A 22,685-nucleotide genomic window follows, 5' to 3' on the forward strand; every position below is an offset into this window, starting at 1 on the left:
ATACCTACTAACACTCTTACCCGTTTTCCTTTGCAAAATAAAAACCGAGTGTACTTCCCACTCGATTTTTATCAATACACTTATTGCGATAACTCTACTTCTTTTATCTTCTCTTTCATTCTTGCTTTATCACGATTTAAAATCTCTTTTAAATACTTACCTGTATACGAGCGTTCTTCTTTTACTACTTGCTCTGGCGTTCCGGAAGCAACGATTTGTCCGCCTTTGTCTCCGCCTTCTGGTCCAAGGTCAATGATATAATCCGCTGTTTTAATAACATCTAAATTATGCTCAATTACAAGTACTGTCTCGCCACTCTCAACAAGACGTTGCAACACTTCTAGAAGACGTGCAATATCATGGGCATGTAAGCCAGTCGTTGGCTCATCTAAGATGTATAACGTACGCCCTGTAGAACGACGGTGTAATTCAGAAGCTAATTTCACACGCTGCGCCTCGCCGCCTGATAACGTCGTAGCTGGTTGCCCTAATTTCATATAACCAAGCCCTACATCTACAAGCGTTTGAAGTTTACGCTTAATTTTCGGGATATTAGCAAAGAACTCTACCCCATCTTCAATCGTCATTGCTAATACTTCAGAAATGTTCTTATCTTTATATTTAACTTCCAACGTTTCACGATTATAACGTTTACCGTGACAAACTTCACACGGAACATACACATCTGGTAAGAAATGCATTTCGATTTTAATAATTCCATCACCGCGGCACGCTTCACAACGGCCACCTTTTACGTTAAAACTAAAACGTCCCTTTTGATATCCGCGTACTTTCGCTTCATTCGTTTGTGCAAACACATCACGAATATCATCGAATACACCTGTATACGTAGCTGGGTTGGAACGTGGTGTACGCCCGATTGGTGATTGATCAATATCAATAACTTTATCTAACTGCTCAAGACCCTTAATTTCTTTATGAGCCCCTGGCTTCGCTTTCGCTTTATATAACTTTTGAGCTAACGCTTTATATAATACTTCATTAATCATCGTACTTTTTCCAGATCCAGATACGCCTGTTACTGCTACGAATGTACCTAGAGGGAATGACATTTTCGCGTTTTTTAAGTTATTTTCTTTCGCACCGACGATCTCCACTTTACGTCCGTCACCTTTACGTCTCTCAAGTGGTACTGGAATGAACTCTTTACCGCTTAAATATTTCCCTGTTAATGAATTCTCGTCTTGCATCACTTCAGCTGGTGTACCCGCTGATACAACTTGACCACCATGAATACCTGCACCCGGTCCGATATCAAGTAAATAATCAGCAGCCATCATCGTATCTTCATCATGCTCAACGACAATTAACGTATTTCCTAAATCACGCATTTCCTGCAATGTACGAATAAGACGATCATTATCACGTTGATGCAAACCGATAGAAGGCTCATCAAGAATATAAAGCACACCCGTAAGACGAGAACCAATTTGCGTTGCTAAACGAATACGCTGCGCCTCACCACCTGATAAAGTTCCTGCAGCACGACTTAACGTTAAATAATCTAAACCAACGTTCACTAAGAACCCAACGCGCTCCTGAATTTCTCTTAAAATTAAATGAGCAATTTTTTGTTGTTTCTCCGTTAACTCAACATTCGAGAAGAATTCCTGTACTTCTTGAACAGAATATTTCGTTACGTCAGCAATCGTTTTATCACCAACGAAAACAGCTAAACTCTCAGGCTTTAATCGTCCGCCTTTACACTTCGGACAAGCTTGCTCTGCCATATATTTCTCCATTTGCTCACGAACATAATCAGAACTCGTCTCACGATAACGACGCTCGATATTTGGAATAACACCTTCAAATAAAATCTCATTTTCCTTTACTTGACCAAATTCATTCACATAGCGGAAATATACCTTTTCTTCCCCGCTTCCGTACAACACTTTATCAAATAAATCTTTCGGTATGTCTTTCACCGGCATATCCATATCAACGCCGTAGTGATTGCATACGGATTGTAAAAGTTGTGGGTAATATTGTGAACTTGTCGGTTCCCACGGAGCAATCGCATGTTCATTTAATGATAAATCCCAGTTTGGAATAACAAGCTCTAAATCTACCTCTAGCTTTGAACCAAGTCCATCACAAGAAGGACATGCACCGAACGGACTATTGAATGAGAACATGCGCGGCTCTAATTCTCCAATTGAAAAACCACAATGCGGACAAGCATGATGCTCACTAAATAAAAGTTCCTCTTCTCCCATAACGTCGATTAAAACTCGGCCCCCGCCAAGCTTTAAAGCACTTTCGAGTGAATCTGCAAGACGACTCGCAATTCCTTCTTTTACAACAATACGGTCAATTACAACTTCTATAGAATGCTTCTTATTTTTATCTAACGTAATCTCTTCAGATACATCAAGCATTTCACCATCGACACGTACACGAACATAACCTTGCTTCTTAATATCTTCAAGCACTTTTACATGTGCACCTTTACGCCCTGACACGATAGGTGCTAGCACTTGCAGCTTCGTACGTTCAGGATATTCGAGAACACGGTCTACCATCTGTTCTACTGTTTGCGATGTAATTTCAATTCCATGATTCGGACAAATTGGTGTACCAATTCGTGCAAATAATAAACGCAAATAATCATAAATCTCCGTTACCGTTCCAACCGTTGAACGCGGGTTACGACTCGTCGTTTTTTGATCAATTGAAATCGCTGGAGATAAACCTTCAATCGTATCAACATCCGGCTTATCCATTTGCCCTAAAAACTGACGTGCATACGCAGATAACGATTCTACGTATCTGCGCTGCCCTTCTGCATAAATCGTATCGAATGCTAACGATGATTTTCCTGAACCAGACAATCCCGTCACAACAACAAGCTGATTTCTCGGAATGGTTACGTCAATATTTTTTAAATTATGCGCTCTAGCACCTTTTACAACAATAAAATCTTTACTCACTATTTTCACCCTTCCGCTTTTAATTCTAATAGTAAATCTCTTAATTCAGCTGCACGCTCGAAATCTAACGCTTTTGCTGCTTCTTTCATCTCTGCTTCCATCTTCGCAATTGTATTTTCACGTTCTTTTTTCGTCATCTTCTTAGCTGGTGTTGCTTCATATGTTTCCGTATCCTCAGCTGCTGTTGTTGCACGAATAACGTCACGTACTCCCTTTTGAATCGTCTTCGGCGTAATACCATGCTCTTCATTGTAAGCTTCTTGTATAGTACGACGACGCTGCGTTTCTTCAATTGCAATTCCCATTGATCTCGTTATACGATCTGCGTACATAATAACGCGGCCGTTTGCATTACGCGCCGCACGACCAATTGTTTGAATTAATGAACGCTCTGAACGCAAGAATCCTTCCTTATCAGCATCTAAAATAGCTACAAGTGATACTTCTGGAATATCTAATCCTTCTCGTAATAAGTTAATACCGACAAGTACATCAAATTTACCAAGACGAAGGTCACGAATAATTTCAATACGTTCTAACGTTTTAATTTCAGAGTGAAGATAGTTCACTTTAATTCCTACATCTTTCAAGTAATCTGTTAAATCCTCTGACATTTTTTTCGTTAAAGTCGTAATTAATACACGTTCATTTTTCAAAATACGATCTTGAATTTCTCCTAGCAAGTCATCAATTTGACCTTCAATTGGTCGTATATCAATTGGTGGATCTAAAAGCCCTGTTGGACGAATAATTTGTTCTATTACTTCTGGTGATTGCTCTAATTCGTATGGTCCTGGTGTTGCCGAAACGTAAATAACTTGATTCGTTTTCTCTTCAAACTCATCAAACGTAAGCGGTCTATTGTCTAAAGCTGATGGCAGACGGAATCCATGATCCACAAGCACTTGCTTACGCGCTTGGTCTCCGTTATACATCGCTCTTACTTGCGGCACCGATACGTGCGATTCATCCATAACAATTAAGAAATCCTCTGGAAAATAGTCTAACAGTGTATATGGTGTTGAACCTGCTGGACGAAGTGTTAATTGACGGGAATAGTTTTCAATCCCTGAACAAAAGCCCATCTCACGCATCATTTCTAAATCATAGCGTGTACGTTGTTCTATACGCTGCGCTTCTAACAATTTACCGTTATCATTTAATTCTTTTAACCGTTCTTCTAATTCTTTTTCAATATTTTCAATAGCAACCTTCAGCTTTTCTTCACGTGTAACGAAGTGAGATGCCGGGAAGATTGCTACATGATCACGTTCTGCTAATACTTCACCCGTTAATGCATTTACTTCTCGAATACGATCGATTTCATCACCGAAAAATTCAATTCGAATACAATGCTCGTCAAGCGATGCCGGGAAGATCTCAACTACATCTCCGCGCACACGGAATGTACCACGCTTGAAATCAATATCATTACGTCCATACTGTACATCAACAAGTTCACGAAGCAATTGATTGCGGTCCTTTTCCATACCAACTCGAAGTGAAACAACTAACTCACGGTATTCCTCCGGTGAACCTAAACCGTATATGCACGACACACTCGCAACGATAATAACATCATCTCGTTCAAATAAAGAAGAAGTTGCCGAGTGACGTAATTTATCGATTTCATCATTAATTTGCGCATCTTTTTCAATAAATGTATCCGTATGTGGTACGTACGCTTCTGGCTGATAATAATCGTAATAACTAACAAAATACTCAACAGCATTGTTAGGGAAGAAATCTTTCAACTCACTATATAACTGTCCTGCTAACGTTTTATTATGAGCCATTACAAGTGTTGGCTTCTGCACTTCTTTAATGACATTTGAAATCGTAAATGTCTTACCCGTTCCTGTCGCTCCAAGCAACACTTGTTTTTTCTTACCACTATTAATCCCCTCTACAAGCTTCTCTATCGCTCCCGGCTGATCACCTTGCGGGGAATACTCTGAGATAATTTCAAATGGATGTTCCAACTAAAAACCGACCTCCTCATAAAAATCTGTATTATTATTTTACCACGAATGCTCATAAAAAACCTAAAAAAACGAACAGATATTCGGTAAAACTTTCGACAATATATACATAAAAAAGGAAGGAATAAATACTTCCCTCCTCTACTAACTCTATTTTTTAAGTACATATAATAAGTCATATCCATTGCGCCCATTTTCATTCGCACAATCTATTAACCTATAAGCCATTTCTGATTCACGTTGCTCTTTAACAATCCTTTTACAACTATCTTTATGTAACCCTTTATGGTCACCAGCAAATCGGTCTTGTCTATTATCTAACACATAAAGTATATCTTTCTCACTATGCTCTAACGTTTGAAAAACCGAATCACCTTCATCTGTATAATTTACAATTCTTATTTTATCAACTTCCCCTTGTTCCACATTCAAAACGAACTTTTCGAATTTATCCAGATTAGACATTTCTGCCCCCTTTGCAACGACATCATTCTTCTTATCAATTGCACTGTTAGGTTGTGAGCATGCTACTAAGCTAAAGAGAACTAGGCATATAAAACCTGTTCTTTTTCCTATTGTTATCCTCTCCTATACAAACTATTGGTATACTAGAAAAAGCTACTTTCCTCTATGAAAGTAGCTTCTTGTTTCCTTTCTCCTTCTTCGGAAAAATAACATATGAAAATGAAATCGCAGCATCCGCTAAAAGAATAATAGCCCACACTTGGCTTACACGGCTTGCTGTTTTATTTAAAACGATTCCTGACTCTAACCAATTTCCCCACTGTTCTACTGGAATAAGCCCATACATGAAGAAAAAGAATATATGAACCGCAACAAACAAAATAAGATGTAAAACCCAATTTTTTATTTCCTGCTTCGCGTGCGCCATGCCCGTTACTTCAAGTGGTTCTTCGATAATAGGCGCCGGTTCATTCCGCCACTTCGAAACTAATTTTTGTACATATATATCTAATTTCTTCAAATCCTTTTTCCCATAAAAAACTGCATATAATAAAATGATTACCGTAATGATTTGAAAATTAGAGAACTTCCCTGTTTGATAATAGTCCAATACCCCTAAAGTTAAAATAAACACTTCATTTATGAGTAGCACAATCCCCATAATAAAGCTCGCCTTTTTCAAGCGAAATCCATACCTTAGTAAAAAGAATCCGATAGCTGATAGCCAAAATACAATCTCTGCACCAATTAAAAAGTACCATCGATATTCTGCGAGTATACTCATTTATCCCTCTCCCTTTCATCATATATACGAAAAGCCTCATCCATATATACTAGAAGCTCTTCCTCAATTGGATACATACTCATTTTCTGTGAATCTTCTTTTGACTTTCTTACTTCCCACAATTTATCTAAAAATGCTTCATCACCATTTGCCATCTCCAAACACTTCTGCATTAATTTCTTTGTTGCACCTTGTACCTCATCACATGATGCTTCCTTACCATCTTTCATAAAGTTACGTAATTGTTTTAATAAATCTACCCACTCTAACACATTCGGATCTTCCTCACTCATATTTGGCAAATTATGAAGTAAATCTTGCTCTTCTTTCGAAAAGACTTCATTTTGAAATATTTCACGTATACGAGGAGACTGTTTCGAAAGCTGAATGAGTTCAAACATAACTCTCCAATCCAGTTCCCCTTCTACATCTACTGAATAAACAACTGCTTGTAAAATACGTTCCATTCGATTAAATTTTTTCTGTTCTTCTTGTACAAACTTAAGTTGCTTTTCAAGCGATACTTTTAAATTGAGCTCATCCGTTATTAACATATTCGTAATCTCTTTTAATGAAAAACCCATTTCTTTTAAAAATAAAATTTGCTGCAAACGAACAACGTCTCTCTCGCTATATAACCGATGTCCCCCATCAGTTTTCCCACTCGGCTTTAATAAATCGATTTGATCATAATATCGTAGCGTTCTTACTGTAACCCCTGTTTCCCTCGTTAGTTCTTGAATTGAAATCAACTCCATCACCTCTTCTCATTCATTATAAAAGGTGACGTAACGTAACTTTCAAGTAGTTTGTAAAAAAAAATACAAAAAGCTGTTTATACCTTTTGTATAAACAGCTTTTATGGAAATAACCCCTTTTGCACGGCACGCCCACAAAATAAAATAATCGCCCCAACAACAACACCTGTTGCTGTTTTATGATAATGCGCTAAAACTAATAAATAGTATGACAAACCTACAGCGCCAATCATAATACATACACTTGGCACTGGATTACGAGAGAAGTTTTGCATCCCCCACAAAAGTGCAAATATAGCCGTCGCAACACATAATACCGCTAATCCCATCCCGTTTCCCCTTTATATATTGATTTGATTCCCCTTATTGCTAATACACTCGTCGACGCCACGCTAAAGATAAGCTTCCTATAAACCTCATAACCTCTTGCTTACTCATACATGATCAGCCTCTTTTCGATTTCTATATTTCCATTTCGGCCAATAGTTCACAAAGAAATAAACAAACTGTCCTAATACAAATAAAACAAACGGCATGCCCGCATTTCCATAAACAATTAAATTGTACAAACTCCATACCGCTAAACTCATTGTTAAAAACAACCCTAAATATTTAAACGCTTTATCCGATTGAAATCTCTCAAACTCATCTTGCATTTTCATTCCTCCTATCGCTATGCTCGTTTCCCCGCCATTACTCCTATGATGAGACTACCAGCAAATAAGAAACTACATACAATGAATATTTCTGGCGTAGGTATGACATCTCTGCCTACGACTTTGCTCGCACCAATGTAAAAAATGAGAAGGACAAATGCGAATATAAGCGAGACATTTACATGCCTTTTTATATTTTCATTTACTCGCTCATCTATATCTGGAAGTTCTTCTTTTTTGTACTTACGCTTTTTGTAATACACATACGCCGTCAAAAATGCAATTGCTAAAATGTTACTAACTATTAGCGGTAACATCGGTATAGATGGGTCCATAATACGAACTAAAACGTCTCCTCCACATAATCCTAAGACAGTAGTAATATACAACTTTTTAGTATCGTTCATTTTCTCTCCCCTTACTCCAGCGTAAATATTTCCTCTACCTTCATCTCAAAATATTTGGCGATTTTTAGGGATAATTCTAGACTCGGGTTATAGTGATGGTTCTCAATCGCCACGATTGTCTGCCGCGTCACTTGCATCGCCTTTGCCATTTCAATTTGCGTTATATGATGTTGTTTTCGTAATTCCTTAATTTTATTTTTCACACCCATAGGATCCACCTTCGAAAGTAAAGATATCTTTACTTTAATTATAAATATTTTCCAAATGCAAGTAAAGATATCTTTACAAATTTTAGAAAAAACATTCCCCTGAACGCCTTCTCTAACAAAGTACGATAGTAATTAAGTTTATATCAGCGATTTTCCAAATATATCAGCGCAACTCCATTTATATCGGCGATTTTCTAAATATATCGACTTACCGACAAATACCGACATCCGTAGCGCTATAATCATAAGAAAAAGCTGTCCCAAAATATCTTTTGGAACAGCTTTTTCCTCTACTACATAAATCCTAATGCCCATACAAGAATATATCCAAGAATCGATAGGCAAACCGAGCCAATCAGCCCTGCTACAAATGCTTTGCTTCCTAATTTGCGGAACGTTTTAAACTCTACATTTAAACCGAGTCCTGCCATCGCCATTGCGATAAGCATGTACGCAATGACTACAATATATCCCGCAACAACTTCTGGGATAATCCCAAGCGAATGCACCGCACTCATTGCTAAAAATCCGAAGATGAACCAAGGAATCGGAAGATCGCGCCACGATCCTTTTTCTTTGCTTCCCTCGCTCTTACCAAACCATAATCCAATTAAAATCGCTACTGGCACAAGCATCGCTACGCGCGTTAATTTCACAATAACCGCGATGTCTACAGCCGTGCTACCGCCTGGCGCTGCAGCCGCGATAACGTGAGCAATTTCATGCAGCGTCGCCCCTGAGAATACACCGTAACCGTACGGAGATAAGCCAAGCACTGGATATAATAATGTATAAATAAGTGTAAATATCGTACCTAAAATTGCAATAATCGCTGCCCCAACTGCCGTTTCTTCATCTTTCGCTTTCACTTGCGGTGCAATTGCCACGACCGCAGCTGCACCGCAAATTGCCGTCCCGCATGCTGTTAAAATCCCAAGTTTCTTTTCTACTTTAAATACTTTCGTTAGTCCATATACAACGAAAATGGTAAATGTAATGACAACCGCTGCGATGACCAATACTTTCGGCCCAGCCTTCGCAATATCTACAAGATTTAACCGCATTCCAAGTAAGATAATCCCAAAGCGAAGTAACTTCTTACTCGCAAAGTTCGTTCCCGCTATCGCTTCTTGAGGAATCCCGATTGCCGCACGCCAAACCATCCCGATTAGAATAGCGATTACTAATTGTCCCATAATATTTAAAAATGGAAGCTCTGCTAAATATTTCGCGGCAATGGCGATTAATAACGTAATCCCAATACCTTGCGAAAATCCAAAGCCCTTCTTCTTTTGTATAACAAGTGTTTGTTCCACCTTGTACCACCCCAATAATCATATTGGAACATGCATGTTCTTTCTACTTACATTATAAGAGAGTTTTAATAATAAGTTTAATATCAATATTGAATCTCTATCATCAGAAATACTTATGATAAGATGATAGAAAAAGAAAGGAGCCCATTATATGAACGTCGACATTTTGAAAATCTTTGTTACTGTCGTTGAGCAAAAACATTTCTCTCGTGCTGCGGAACTATTAAACCTTTCACAACCTGGCGTAAGCATGCACATACGTAACTTGGAAAATGAATTTGGGACTACACTTATTCAGAGATCCCCGAAGCATGTCCAAGTTACGGAAGCTGGAAACATATTATACATACATGCAAAGCAAATGCTTTCACTTTATGAAGATGCAAAACAAGAAATTAACGAGCTACATAACGTCGTAACAGGAACACTTCGCATCGGTGCTAGTTTTACAATTGGCGAATACTTACTTCCGAAAATACTCGCTAACTATGCCAATGAAAATCCACATGTGGAAGTTCATACCTTTATCTCAAATACAGAAGAAGTTTTGCAAAGCCTTCGCTCTAATCAAATTGATATCGGCTTAGTAGAAGGCCAAGTCGTATACGCCGATGTAGACGTTGAAACGTTTATGCAAGATGAAATGAAGCTCGTCGTCCCTCCAAACCATCCATTGCTCCATATCAAAGGAATTAACGAAAATACATTGCAAGATCAAGTCTGGGTATTAAGGGAAAGTGGCTCTGGCACACGTGCCTATAGCGATCGCTTTATACACCAACATCATTTAAAAATGAAACGCTTCTTTACATTCAGCAGTATTCAAAGCGTGAAGGAAGCCGTCGCTGCCGGGCTCGGCATCGCTATCCTTTCAGATTGGACGGTGCGGAAAGAGCTACTTGCAAAAGAGCTATTCCACGTCGAAGTTCCAAATGAACAACTAATCCGCCCGTTCTCTATCGTGCGCGGCAAATATTTCATCCCGTCTAAAGCCATTCAAGTGTTTTTAAATCATGTAGATTCTTTTGCGAAAAAACAAAGTTGACCTTCACATTAGTGTGAAGGTTTACAATACATGTAAAAGGAGTGAAACGCATTGCGAATTGGAGAGTTATCAAAAGAAACTGGGGTTAGCGAAAGGGCACTAAGACATTATGAAGAAAAGGGATTACTCCCTTCGAAACGCCTCGCAAATGGCTACCGTGATTTTGATGAAAGTGCCATTGAAAAAGTAGAGCTTATTCAAATGTATTTACAGCTTGGTTTAAATTTAGAAGAGACTGCAAGGATGCTGCGCTGCCTTGAAATTGAGCCACACTTGTACGAAAATCCGTGCAGCAGTATCCTTGCACTTTACGAAGATAAACTCAATGAAGTAACAAAGCAAATCGCATTACTTTCCAACATTCAAACGAATTTACAAAAACACGTTTCACTCCTAAAACAAGTAAAAGAAAAGGGATGATTACATGTTTGTTATACACGGCAGTTCGAGACAAAACGGAAATACGGAATCTTTAACACATATGATGATTGATGGAATGGAGACAGAACAAATTTATTTGCGTGATCATACCGTCTATCCTATTACAGACCAACGTCATGATGCAGAAGGATTCCAACCTGTAAACGATGACTATAAGCAGTTAATTGAGCGTATGCTAGAGCACGACTCGATTATCTTTGCTACACCATTATATTGGTATGGAATGAGTGGACATATGAAAAACTTTGTTGATCGCTGGTCACAAAGCTTGCGCGATACATCTCTTCATTTCAAAGAAAACATGAAAGGCAAAAAAATGTATGTTGTCATCGTTGGCGGGGACAACCCAAAGCTAAAAGCATTACCGCTTATTGCTCAATTCCAATATATCTTTGATTTTGTTGGTTCATCATTTGAAGGGTATGTTATTGGGGATGCGAATGGATTAGATGAAATCAAAAATGATGCTGAAGCACTCGCAAAGGCACAACTGTATAATAGCGAATTCAAAAATCACAAACAGAAATAAGTTTGACAAACTCTTTTGTATGCGCATACAATAAAAATAATATTATGAAAGGAAGGTACTTTGACCAATGAAGTTCTAATTCTCTTATTTATTTCATCCATCACAAATAGTGAACAAAAATGATGAAAACTAGCAGAGGATTAGTCTGTCCATTTGTCGATACTTTCTTTCGAGACGATCATGTAAAAAATCGTTTATTTATGTACGATTTTTACATTGAAGGGCGACGTTTATCCTCTCTAGTGAAACTAGGGAGGTTTTTTTATGACTATTTTATTCGCACGTAATATTGAAAAGAGCTTTGGAGATCGCACTCTATTTACGCTACCATCACTGGAAATCCAAGCAAATGATCGTATAGGAATTGTCGGAGTCAACGGAGCTGGAAAATCTACGTTATTACAAATATTAAGTAAAGAACTAGAAGCCGACAAAGGCACAGTAACTCATCATAGTTCGATCGCCATCATTCCTCAGCTTAGCGAAGAACTACCGGAAACCGCTTCTTCTCTTGCAAAAGGAAAATGGAGTATTTCAAACGTTGCAGATTCAATGAGCGGCGGTGAACGAATGCGCCTAAAAATTGCCCACGCTCTCGAACAAGATGCAGGCATTCTATTCGCTGATGAACCAACAAGCCACTTAGATATGTTCGGTACAGAGCAGTTAGAAAAGGCACTTTTATCTTATAAAGGGGCACTTGTTTTAATATCACACGATCGTGATTTTCTAGATACCATATGTACAAAAATCATCGAAGTTGAAGACGGTACTATTCAAGAGTATAAAGGGAATTATTCAAACTATCGAAAGCAAAAAGAACGTGAGCGAATACAAAAGCAAGCAGAATATGATCAATATATACAAGAAAAAAATCGGTTAGAACAGTCAATTTCACAAAGAAAGCAACGTGCTTCTAGCATGACAAAAATCCCAACATGGTTCAGTTCATCTGAATCTAAACTTTATAAGTGCAGCGGGGCTCATGGGCAAGAAAATGTTAGCAAAGTAGCGAAAGCACTAGAAACACGCCTTGAAAAGTTGGAACAGAAAGAAAAACCGAAGAACTTTTCTCAAGCTCAGTTTGACGCGCAATACCATACACCCATTCATAGTAAAGTGGTGGTACAGTTTAATAAAATAACAAAGAAAATAAGTGACCGCACACTATTTAAAAATATGAGTGGGACTATCGCCCCTGGTGCAAAGCTTGCTATTTTAGGGGCAAACGGAAGCGGAAAAACAACTTTGTTCAAAATGCTTCTCGCGAACGAGCGTGGCATTCAGCTTTCGAAAAGTTGTAAAATTGGATACTTTGAACAAACATTATCTATTTTAAAAACAGATAAAACAATTTTAGAAAACGTTCTAGAAGAAACAAACTATACAGAATCGTTCGTTCGAACAATACTTGCAAGACTCCTATTCCGCCGGGAGGATGTTCATAAACCTGTGCACGTTTTAAGTGGTGGAGAACACATGAAGGTTGCACTCGCAAAAGTATTTTTAGGAAACTATAATATGCTTCTGCTCGACGAACCGACAAACTATTTAGACTTGGCAACGCAAGAAGAATTAGAAAGCATGTTACAGGAGTATCCTGGCACAATACTTTTCATTAGCCATGACCGTGCCTTTATTCGTTCTGTTGCAGACCATATTTTACAAGTAGATGAGAATGAACCAAGAATCTTCCACGGTAATTACGAGCACTATACAAAAAGAACAACCGGGGATTCTGTAAACGTTACTGAACAAGAATTATTACGATTACAAACAAAACTAACAGAAATCATCGGCCGAATTTCCATACCAAATCATCACGATGACATCAAATCTCTCGAACAAGAATACGAAACACTATTAGTTCAAATACAAGAATGTAAAGAAGCGCTCTAATGTCTTCCCTATATATCGACAGGGCCTTCCGCATTTCCCAAGAAATATTGGAACTTCGACATAGAAATATTAGACATAACAACAAAAGGCCGTGCATCAGCACGGCTTTTCACTTTATCCCGCTATTTGTGGACAGCAAGACTCCCACCACAAAATTCGGCTTGAGCAAAGAAGTTGGGTGGGAGATCAACTGCCCGTAAACGCCCGATTGGTGCGGGCTGATAATCAGTGGGGGATGAACAAAATCCCCACTGATTAAAGTTTCACTTTATATACGGACGGCAGTCCCGCTCACAGCAACCATTAGCATCCCTTCGCGAACTACTTCGTAATCCACGTCGATACCAACAATAGCATTCGCATTTTTTTGTCTTGCGAGAGTTTTCATCTCTTCCATTGCAATGTCGCGCGCTTCTTTTAATTTGCTTTCATAAGCGCCTGAGCGACCACCGACAACGTCGCGAACAGAAGCAAACAGGTCACGAACGATATTCGCCCCCATAATTGCTTCTCCATTGACAATATCGATATAATCAATAATTTCTTTCCCTTGGATTGCAGAAGTTGTTGTTACAATCATGCTTTATAGCCCCCCATATAAGATTTTCACTTACTTATGGTGCACTAATTCAGCAGAAATTATATTTACGAACTGAACTGAGCTTCATATAACCGGCTGTATCCTCCGCCTTGCCCAATTAGTTCATCATGCGAACCTTGTTCTGCAATACCATCTTTATTTACAACAACGATACGATCTGCATTTTTAATCGTTGCAAGCCTGTGAGCAATAACTAATGTTGTACGGCCAACAGATAGTTCTGCAAGTGATTTTTGGATAGCAAGTTCCGTCTCTGTATCTAGCGCAGAAGTTGCTTCATCTAAAATTAAAATCGGTGGGTTTTTCAAGAACATGCGAGCAATTGCTAAGCGTTGCTTTTGTCCTCCTGAAAGTTTCACACCACGCTCACCGATAACTGTATCTAAACCATCTGGCTGCGAGTAAATTAAGTCCTCCAACTGGGCACGTTTTACCGCCTGCCAAATGTCAGCTTCTGAGGCTTTTAAGTTTCCGTAAGCGATATTTTCACGAATTGTTCCTGAGAATAAGAAAACATCTTGCTGCACAATTCCAATTTGCTTACGAAGTGACGACAACGTCATCTCTTTTGTATCAATCCCATCAATTTGAATCGATCCAGATGATTGTTCATAAAAACGTGGTAATAAACTACATAGTGTTGTTTTCCCTGCCCCTGATGGCCCTACGAAAGCAACTGTTTCACCTGCATGTATTTTCAAACTAATATCGTTTAAAATCGGCTCTTTATTTTCATATCCGAACGTAATGTTGTTATATTGAATATCACCGTGTACATGTTTTACTTCTATCGCATCTTTAGAGTCTACAATATCAGGCTCTGTTTCCAAAAGTTCTACATACCTTTTAAAACCTGCGATCCCTTTCGGATAACTTTCAATAACAGCATTAATTTTTTCAATTGGGCGGAAGAAAATATTCGTTAATAGAACGAATCCGATAAATCCGCCGTACGTTAATTCACCTTGCAGTACAAACCATGTACCACATATTAATACGAAGAGCGTTACGAGACGCATCAGCATATAACTAATCGAAGAATTTAACGCCATAATTTTATACGCCATTAACTTCGTAGTACGGAAACGAGCGTTGTTAACACCAAACTGTTCTTTCTCAAATTTTTCATTTCCGAATGCTTGTACTACGCGAATACCACCAACGTTATTTTCAATACATGCATTGAAATCCGCAACGTCTGAGAATAATCGTCTAAAAGTACCTGTCATTTTTTTATTAAAGTAAAGTGCCAGCCATAATAAGAATGGAATTACGAAGAATGTTAGAAGTGCTAACTTCCAGTTAATCATCATCATAAATGAAAATGCCCCAATCAAAGTCATAATGGCAATGAATAAATCTTCTGGCCCATGGTGAGCAATTTCTCCAATTTCCATTAAATCGTTTGTAAGACGTGAAATTAAATGACCTGTTTTATTATTATCAAAAAATCTGAATGATAGCTTTTGAATGTGATCAAATAATTTCTGTCTCATATCAGTTTCAATGTTAACGCCAAGCATATGTCCCCAATATGTAACGATGTATTGCAAACCTGCATTTAACACATAAACTGCGAATAAACCGAAACAAGCCCATAAAATAAGTGTCCAGTTTTGTCCTGGTAATAACTTATCAATAAATTGATTTACGATAAGCGGGAAACCAAGTTCGAGTAAACCTGCGATAACAGCACAGGAAAAATCGAGTACGAATAAACCTTTGTACGGTTTATAGTAAGAAAAAAATTTACGTAGCATATATTCCCTCCATTTTCCAAATTAAAAACACTCCCTAAATGATAACCATTATCAAATAATTATTCAAGTTATCCGTCTATGAAACTAAAAATAAGATTAGCGATAGTTGTCGTTTTTTGCCGGAAAGTCGATATATTCGAATAATCGCTGATATATTTTAAGTTGCGCTGATATAAATTTCATTTACTACCTATCCCATCTAAACAAAAAGAAAAGAGTGTCACCTAATGGTGACACCCTCATTTTATTATATAGCTTCTGAATCAAACTCATGCTCCTGCTGGACAAATACAACACCTAATTCGTGATGGCCCCCGGCGTATAATGCCGTTTGAGCAAGACGAAGCTCCCCATTTGTATCTAATACTTCTAATTTACAAAATGCTCCTGTTGTCTTCGTTTGAAGCGCATCATAAAACTCCTCTGTACTTCTTGGAATGACTCCATTTACTTTCGTAATAACTTCTCCAGGCTTTAAATGCATCTCTGCCCCAATTGTATTCGGAATTGTATCTAGCACAACAAGCCCATCATTACGTGCGGCAAAGTACGCCTGCCTTGTCTCATCCGCAATTTTCTCTTGCATTGAAATTGTGAAACGCCCAAGCATTGCAACTCCCATCGCGATTATCGCGAATACGTGCCACCAATAACTTGCGATTCCTAAAACGAGCACGAGTCCTGCTAGTCCATATACACGTCTTCCTGTAAATAATAAAGCTTCCGTTGGCTCATAACTTCTAATCGTTCTCATAAATCCAATTAAAAATGGAACGAGGAATAAAGAGTATGTAGTTGAACCTATTGAAACGACAGGCCACCAAGGAATAAAACTTGTCACCGCGTCTCCTGGTATAAGAATAAATACTGGTACAAGCCATAAACGATTTGATTCATGTAGCCCAATTCGTAGCCCACGCTTACCTTTTTTAATTTTCGGCGTAGAATACCGTACTGCATTTTTAGAGATTAATAAACCCTCTACAACGAGCATAACGCCTAGTAAAATAGCAAGGGATACAATCGTACCCTCTTCACCTTCTCCAAGCTGTAAAAAGGAAACTGGCACCTTAGATGATAACAACAGGAATGCAATAGCGATACCGAACGTATACGCTACAGATAAATAGCGATACATAGCTGTTAATCCAAATAATAACGTCCAAAGTAAAATTGCCCATAAACTCGCTTTTGAAACGACGAGCCCGAGCCCGATCGTAATAATAGATACGATTAATCCGTACTTAATACCTGCAAATAGAGTTGTTCGCAGTTCAAACCAAATATCATATACTTTAAAAGAAAAATCTTTTCGTTCTCTTAATATACGTAAGTATCCAACGAAGATACTACTAATTAAAAATACATAGACAGCAGGGTGTAAGAAAAAACGTCCAACTGCTCGTAGTATTTCAAAAAGCCATGCCTCCACGAATTCATTCACCACCATTTATATCATTCTTTCTTTTTATTTTATCATATTTAACACATAAAAAAATACAGGCATCAAAGTGCCTGTATTCTTTCTTATTTCGCTATTAATTTCAATGCCGTTTGTAATTGTAAATCGTTTTCTCCAGAACGGATTTTTTCAATGATTTTATTTTGAATTGCTTCAGCTGTCTTTTTATCAAGTTGTCCTGTCGCTTCCATCTCATTTGCATTTTGGAATGCTTTCAGTGCTGATTCTGTCTCTTTACTAAAGTATCCATCATCACGGCCTGGTACATATCCTAAGCTCTTGAGCATTTCTTGCGCGTGTTTTACTTGCACATCATTCGAATTGTATGAAAGTGTCTTTTCAATTTGAATTGGTGTCGCGTGATAATAATCTGGTTGCTTCACTTCTACAGTTGGCGCGATTCCTTTTTTATGAATCCAATTACCGTCCGGTGTTAACCATTTAAACATCGTTAATTTAATATTACTGCCATCTTTAAATGGAACAGCCTGCTGAACAGTACCTTTACCAAACGTTTTTTCACCAATTAAATCGTATCCTTCTCCTTCTTTTAGCGCACCAGCTAAAATCTCTGAAGCAGAAGCACTTCCGTTATCAATTAATACTGAAATTGGATATGACTTTCTCTCTTTCAATTCCGTAGAGAATTTCTTCTTCTCACCATTTCGCTGTTCTACTTGCAACATTGGCTTTTTATCTGTCATGATTTCTCCTAGTATGTCTTCTACACTATTTAAATAGCCACCAGGATTACCACGTACGTCAATAACTAAGCCTGCTATATGTTTCTTCTCTAATTCTTTCAACTGATCCTTAAATTCTTTCGCAGTATTTTCAGCAAAAGAAGTAATTTGCATATAACCGATATCTTTTCCGCTCTCTTGCTTTACGGAACTAAATACAGTGAAGATTGGAATCTTTTCACGCTTAATTTTAAATACAATCGGATCAGCCACTCCTGCGCGCTTAATTTCAATTGCAACAGTCGTTCCTTTTTTACCACGAATTTTCAATACTGCTTCTTCACGTGATAAATCTTTCACACTATTTCCATCTACAGATAAAATTTGGTCATTTGGTTTAATTCCTATCTTTTCTGCTGGTGAACCTTTAATTGGCGATACGATAATAAGCTTACCGTCCGTTTTGTTCACTTCAGCTCCAATCCCTTCAAGTTCAGGATCTAGTGATTGACTAAACTGTTTTGCCGTTTCTTTATCCATATACGTGGAATAAGGGTCCTTCAGCGTAGACAACATGCCTTGTATTGCACCTTCGACTAACTTGTCGTCTTTCACGTCTTCCACATAACGTGAATCGATTAGTGCATACGCCTCATTAATTTTTGCCAAATTCCCTTGCGCTGTGCTAGCATTGCCATTCGACATCGTTTGCGTTACATACGCTGGATTTATCCCAAGCCAGTACATACCGCCAAACATCCCGCCAGCACCAATTAAAAATGCAACAACCATTCCAATAATTGCAACTCTACGTTTCAATGCGGAATTCCCCTTTCCAGAACACACAGGTGGTGTAGCAAAAGGCATCACACGATGTGTGATGCCTTTACCTATTTCTACTATATGATAAGCTTGTACGAATTATGTTTGCAACTTTTTATACTTTTAAGAAGCGACGAATTGACATTACACTTCCCCACATACCAATTAATGCACCGATTAACACTAATAAACCAGCTAATTGGAATACGAACGGGTTGTATGGTAGAAGCTCGAAAATTGTTCCGCCAAGTTTCTCATTAAACACACCTTGCAATGAATTATATATAACTAAAATTACTCCGATTGGAATAATTGATCCTAATACTCCTAGGAATAATCCCTCTAACAAGAACGGCCAACGAATAAACCAGTTTGTTGCACCAACAAGTTTCATAATTTCAATCTCAGTACTACGAGCATAAATTGTAATTTTAATTGTGTTAGAGATTAAGAACATCGCTGTGAATAGAAGACCAGCAATTAACAGAATCCCAATATTACGACCAGTTTTTACAGTATCAAATAATTTTTCAACTTGGCCTTTACCGTATTGAACATTACTTACAAACTGCATTTTCTCAATCTTTTTCGCAATTGTTGCTGTATCAGTCGGCTCTTTCGCCTTTACAACAAATACGTCTTTCAGTGGGTTATCTTGCTCAAATAGTTCGAACGTTTTTCCACTATCACCTAAGCTTTTAATTAAACGTTTCAACTCTTCTTCTTTAGAAGAATATTTAATAGAATCTACTTTCGCAATTTTACTCATATCTTCTTCTAATTTCTTTTGATCAGCTTCTTTTGCTGCTGGATCAATATGCACACGAATTTCCACATCTTGCTCTACTTTCGTCGCAAAATGGTTCATATTCATAATCGCTGTTAAAAAGACACCTACAAGTAATAATGTAACCGTTACTGCACTAACAGAAGCAAACGTCATCCATCCGTTACGGGATAGATTCTTTACACCTTCTCGCAAATGTCGACTAAGGGTCTTAGTCTTCATATCCGTATCCTCCCTCAATCTCGTCTCGAACAATTTTTCCGCCTTCAATCGCGATTACACGATGACGAATTGTATTTACGATATCTGAGTTATGCGTCGCCATAACAATCGTTGTACCACGCTCATTAATACGTTTAAAAATCTTCATAATATCAAGAGCCGTTTCAATATCTAAGTTACCTGTTGGCTCATCGGCAATTACAACCTTTGGTCTATTTACAATCGCTCTCGCAATAGCCACACGTTGTTGCTCTCCGCCTGAAAGTTCACTTGGAAGTGCATCTGCACGATCATCTAGACCTACAAGACCTAACACTTCTGTAACACGCTCACGAATCGCATCTGGTTCTTCTTCAATTACCTCTAAAGCAAACGCAACATTCTCATATACCGTTAATTTAGGTAGCAATTTAAAATCTTGGAAAATCACGCCTAATTGACGACGGAAATACGGAACATCTCTTTCTGCTAATGTTTCAATTACAAGTCCATTTACATTAATTGATCCTGTAGATGGTTTCTCCTCACGATACATCATTTTAATAAATGTAGATTTTCCGGCTCCACTCGGTCCAACTACGTATACGAATTCACCTTGTTTAATGTTAACTGTGAGACCAGCAATGGCTTTCATACCATTTGGGTACTCCTTATAAACATTCGTCATTTTTATCATTATTTATCACCCAATACTTAATGATTTTTTTCGAAATACTTTTCTGTACATTTGAAAATAAAAGAATAACCTTATTCTCGCTTGACCATTCTTGTTGAAGGTAGCTTCCATACATGCTTTTTATTAGCACCGCTACTCTATGTAATATATTTCAGCAAAATTCTACAAACCTCATTGTAACATCAAACGGTTTCCAGTTCGGATACATTTTTGTTACAGTTATGTTACATCCCCAAAAAAGGTAAACGAGCTGATTGTATTGCTTAACCTAAAGCGCTTTTCGGTCAAGTTATACAATCAGCTCGTTTATTAATTACGTTTCTTATTTATGTTCAGCTAACCACTCAGCTACTTTTTTCGCGTCCTCACCTTGAATAAGTCCAGGTGACATTGAGCCGCGACCTTTTTTAATAATTTCTTCGATATCTGCAGCGTCATACTTACTGCCTACTTTTCTTAAATCAGGTCCAGTTGCTCCTGCTAAATCTTTCGCGTGACAACCAGCACAACTTCTTTGGAAAATTTGTTCTGCACTATCTGTACTTGCAGACTGATTTGAAGACTTACTCTCTTCTTTATTTCCACATGCTCCTAAAGCAAAAACGACTGATGTCCCTAACGCAATAGCCAACAATTTCTTTTTCACTTCTATCGCTCCCCATTATTGATATTCTTTTCATTCATAACTAGACAATAATCTTCATAACACACTCATTATTCATTATAAGCATTATCTTTATATAGAAAAACTAAGGTATATTTCATATTTCCCACAAATATAGTGAGAAGCCTAATAAAATAAAGCTTTCACAAATTGTTTCAATTCTGTGAACACCTTAAAAAGTTCTATAAAGAGCCTTTTTCTTCAAACCAAAACTGAGAATCCCTATATAAATCCCTACTCTATTACCGCCCTGTTTTACTATTCTCTACTTTTTACAAAACAATATGCAGCGTTGTATTCTACATATAATCTCATCAAAAAGAGAAGTTGTCGTTTTCAACTTCTCTTCCTCATTATTTCATCAATATAAATAAGATAAACCTCTTTATATCCTCTTTTACCTCAGCATGTGCCAACAATCCTGTTGGCTATTTCTCTTATTAAATACGAGAACGTAAATACGCATCAATAAATGGATCAATTTCTCCATCCATAACTGCTTGTACGTTACCCACCTCTGTATTTGTACGGTGGTCTTTCACAAGAGAATACGGGTGGAATACGTAAGAACGGATTTGGCTACCCCATCCGATTTCTTTTTGTTCCCCGCGGATTTCATCTAATTGTGCTTGTTGTTCTTCTAGTTTCTTTTGATATAATTTTGCTTTTAACATTTTCATCGCATGCTCACGGTTTTTAATTTGAGAACGCTCTGACTGACACGTTACAACCGTATTTGTCGGTGTATGCGTAATACGAACTGCTGAATCTGTCGTATTAATGTGCTGTCCACCAGCTCCACTTGCACGGTACGTATCAATTTTCAAGTCTTCTGTACGCACTTCAATTTCAACTTCATCATTGAACTCAGGTACAACTTCACAAGATACGAATGATGTATGACGACGGCCTGAAGAATCGAACGGTGAAATACGTACAAGACGATGTACACCTTTCTCTGCTTTTAAGTAACCGTAAGCGTTATGACCTTTAATTAATAAAGTAACACTCTTAATACCAGCTTCATCACCTGGTAAGTAGTCAACCGTTTCTACTTTAAATCCACGTTTTTCAGCCCAACGTGTATACATACGTAATAACATAGAACCCCAGTCTTGTGACTCTGTTCCACCTGCACCTGGGTGTAATTCTAAAATAGCGTTATTTTTATCATAAGGATCACTTAGCAGTAACTGAAGCTCATACTCATTCATCTCTTGAATTAAAGTTTTTACTTCTGACTCTAATTCCTCATGTAGATCCTCATCATACTCTTCTTTTAACAGTTCATGCGTCATTTCTAAGTTTTCGAACGTCTCATCTAACTGACGGAAACTTCCAACCATATCTTTCAGCGCATTCGCTTCATTAATTACAACTTGTGCGCCTTGTTGGTCATCCCAAAATCCTGCGCTCATCATTTTTTCTTCTAACTCTGCAATTTGCTTTTCCTTAGTAGGGAGGTCAAAGAGACCCCCTAAAAGCCGCTAATCTCTTAGCCATTTTTTCTAATTCTTGCCTAATTTCTACTAATTCCATTTCCTTCACCTCTATGTAATTGCTGTT

The 22,685-nt window shown here is 37.9% G+C and carries 22 protein-coding genes; 4 read left to right on the forward strand and 18 right to left on the reverse strand.

The window, feature by feature from the left end; all coding sequences use genetic code 11:
* Positions 1-80: 80 nt before the first annotated feature.
* From uvrA to BAU27_RS10675, 10 genes are all read right to left on the reverse strand, one after another.
* Positions 81-2,951 carry an excinuclease ABC subunit UvrA gene (uvrA, locus tag BAU27_RS10630; protein ID WP_071748022.1) on the reverse strand — a complete coding sequence of 957 codons (2,871 nt, stop codon included), beginning with the start codon at positions 2,949-2,951 and terminating at the stop codon, positions 81-83.
* Between the two features lie 5 nt (positions 2,952-2,956).
* A complete protein-coding gene (uvrB, locus tag BAU27_RS10635) occupies positions 2,957-4,933 on the reverse strand; it encodes an excinuclease ABC subunit B (RefSeq protein ID WP_071748021.1) in 1,977 nt (658 codons plus the stop codon).
* A gap of 150 nt (positions 4,934-5,083) precedes the next feature.
* Complete coding sequence (locus tag BAU27_RS10640; RefSeq protein WP_071770845.1) at positions 5,084-5,515, reverse strand: DUF4362 domain-containing protein; 432 nt, start codon at positions 5,513-5,515, stop codon at positions 5,084-5,086.
* Between the two features lie 46 nt (positions 5,516-5,561).
* The gene (locus BAU27_RS10645) at positions 5,562-6,182 is read right to left on the reverse strand and encodes a hypothetical protein (protein WP_071770846.1); all 621 of its coding nucleotides are present in this window, start codon (positions 6,180-6,182) and stop codon (positions 5,562-5,564) included.
* Positions 6,179-6,940: a MerR family transcriptional regulator gene (locus BAU27_RS10650; protein ID WP_071770847.1), complete on the reverse strand. Its 762-nt coding sequence runs from the start codon at positions 6,938-6,940 to the stop codon at positions 6,179-6,181. Before BAU27_RS10650 ends, BAU27_RS10645 begins: the two co-directional genes overlap by 4 nt.
* 101 nt (positions 6,941-7,041) lie before the next feature.
* The gene (locus BAU27_RS10655; RefSeq protein ID WP_071770848.1) at positions 7,042-7,269 is read right to left on the reverse strand and encodes a hypothetical protein; all 228 of its coding nucleotides are present in this window, start codon (positions 7,267-7,269) and stop codon (positions 7,042-7,044) included.
* Between the two features lie 105 nt (positions 7,270-7,374).
* Complete coding sequence (locus BAU27_RS10660; RefSeq protein ID WP_071770849.1) at positions 7,375-7,596, reverse strand: hypothetical protein; 222 nt, start codon at positions 7,594-7,596, stop codon at positions 7,375-7,377.
* A gap of 17 nt (positions 7,597-7,613) precedes the next feature.
* Positions 7,614-8,003, reverse strand: a complete 390-nt coding sequence (locus tag BAU27_RS10665; RefSeq protein ID WP_071770850.1) for a hypothetical protein — start codon at positions 8,001-8,003, stop codon at positions 7,614-7,616.
* 11 nt (positions 8,004-8,014) lie between these two features.
* Complete coding sequence (locus BAU27_RS10670; RefSeq protein ID WP_002068313.1) at positions 8,015-8,212, reverse strand: helix-turn-helix transcriptional regulator; 198 nt, start codon at positions 8,210-8,212, stop codon at positions 8,015-8,017.
* 293 nt (positions 8,213-8,505) lie between these two features.
* Complete coding sequence (locus BAU27_RS10675) at positions 8,506-9,528, reverse strand: YeiH family protein (RefSeq protein ID WP_071748014.1); 1,023 nt, start codon at positions 9,526-9,528, stop codon at positions 8,506-8,508.
* Positions 9,529-9,679: 151 nt separating this feature from the next.
* On the opposite strand from BAU27_RS10675, the gene BAU27_RS10680 reads away from it, so the two are divergent.
* From BAU27_RS10680 to abc-f, 4 genes are all read left to right on the forward strand, one after another.
* Positions 9,680-10,573: a LysR family transcriptional regulator gene (locus BAU27_RS10680; protein WP_071770851.1), complete on the forward strand. Its 894-nt coding sequence runs from the start codon at positions 9,680-9,682 to the stop codon at positions 10,571-10,573.
* Between the two features lie 51 nt (positions 10,574-10,624).
* Entirely contained in the window at positions 10,625-10,993 is a 369-nt protein-coding gene (locus BAU27_RS10685) for a MerR family transcriptional regulator (protein ID WP_071770852.1), read from the forward strand.
* Positions 10,994-10,997: 4 nt separating this feature from the next.
* Positions 10,998-11,543, forward strand: coding sequence for a flavodoxin family protein (locus BAU27_RS10690; RefSeq protein ID WP_071770853.1), 546 nt, complete (start codon positions 10,998-11,000; stop codon positions 11,541-11,543).
* A gap of 264 nt (positions 11,544-11,807) precedes the next feature.
* Positions 11,808-13,442, forward strand: coding sequence for a ribosomal protection-like ABC-F family protein (gene abc-f / locus BAU27_RS10695; RefSeq protein WP_071770854.1), 1,635 nt, complete (start codon positions 11,808-11,810; stop codon positions 13,440-13,442).
* 268 nt (positions 13,443-13,710) lie between these two features.
* Here abc-f and BAU27_RS10700 read toward each other — a convergent pair whose 3' ends face one another.
* From BAU27_RS10700 to prfB, 8 genes are all read right to left on the reverse strand, one after another.
* Positions 13,711-14,022: a YbjQ family protein gene (locus tag BAU27_RS10700; RefSeq protein ID WP_071770855.1), complete on the reverse strand. Its 312-nt coding sequence runs from the start codon at positions 14,020-14,022 to the stop codon at positions 13,711-13,713.
* A 65-nt stretch (positions 14,023-14,087) separates the two neighbouring features.
* Positions 14,088-15,803 (reverse strand): ABC transporter ATP-binding protein, encoded by a 1,716-nt coding sequence (locus BAU27_RS10705; protein WP_071770856.1) that lies wholly within the window; start codon positions 15,801-15,803, stop codon positions 14,088-14,090.
* A 247-nt stretch (positions 15,804-16,050) separates the two neighbouring features.
* Positions 16,051-17,235, reverse strand: a complete 1,185-nt coding sequence (locus BAU27_RS10710) for a PDZ domain-containing protein (RefSeq protein ID WP_175546534.1) — start codon at positions 17,233-17,235, stop codon at positions 16,051-16,053.
* 95 nt (positions 17,236-17,330) lie between these two features.
* Positions 17,331-18,767 (reverse strand): S41 family peptidase, encoded by a 1,437-nt coding sequence (locus BAU27_RS10715; protein ID WP_083595949.1) that lies wholly within the window; start codon positions 18,765-18,767, stop codon positions 17,331-17,333.
* A gap of 118 nt (positions 18,768-18,885) precedes the next feature.
* Entirely contained in the window at positions 18,886-19,779 is an 894-nt protein-coding gene (gene ftsX / locus BAU27_RS10720) for a permease-like cell division protein FtsX (RefSeq protein ID WP_071770859.1), read from the reverse strand.
* A complete protein-coding gene (ftsE, locus tag BAU27_RS10725) occupies positions 19,769-20,455 on the reverse strand; it encodes a cell division ATP-binding protein FtsE (RefSeq protein ID WP_071770860.1) in 687 nt (228 codons plus the stop codon). Before ftsE ends, ftsX begins: the two co-directional genes overlap by 11 nt.
* A 322-nt stretch (positions 20,456-20,777) precedes the next feature.
* On the reverse strand, positions 20,778-21,101 hold the full coding sequence (gene cccB / locus BAU27_RS10730) for a cytochrome c551 (protein WP_002144867.1): 324 nt from the start codon (positions 21,099-21,101) through the stop codon (positions 20,778-20,780).
* A 458-nt stretch (positions 21,102-21,559) separates the two neighbouring features.
* A protein-coding gene (gene prfB, locus BAU27_RS10735; protein ID WP_139254636.1) for a peptide chain release factor 2 occupies positions 21,560-22,658 on the reverse strand; the annotation gives its coding sequence in 2 pieces (ribosomal slippage) (positions 21,560-22,585 and positions 22,587-22,658; 1,098 coding nt in all).
* Positions 22,659-22,685 lie beyond the last annotated feature (27 nt).

Origin of the sequence: Bacillus sp. NH11B, assembly GCF_001884205.1 — a bacterium.
Lineage (GTDB): Bacteria > Bacillota > Bacilli > Bacillales > Bacillaceae_G > Bacillus_A > Bacillus_A proteolyticus.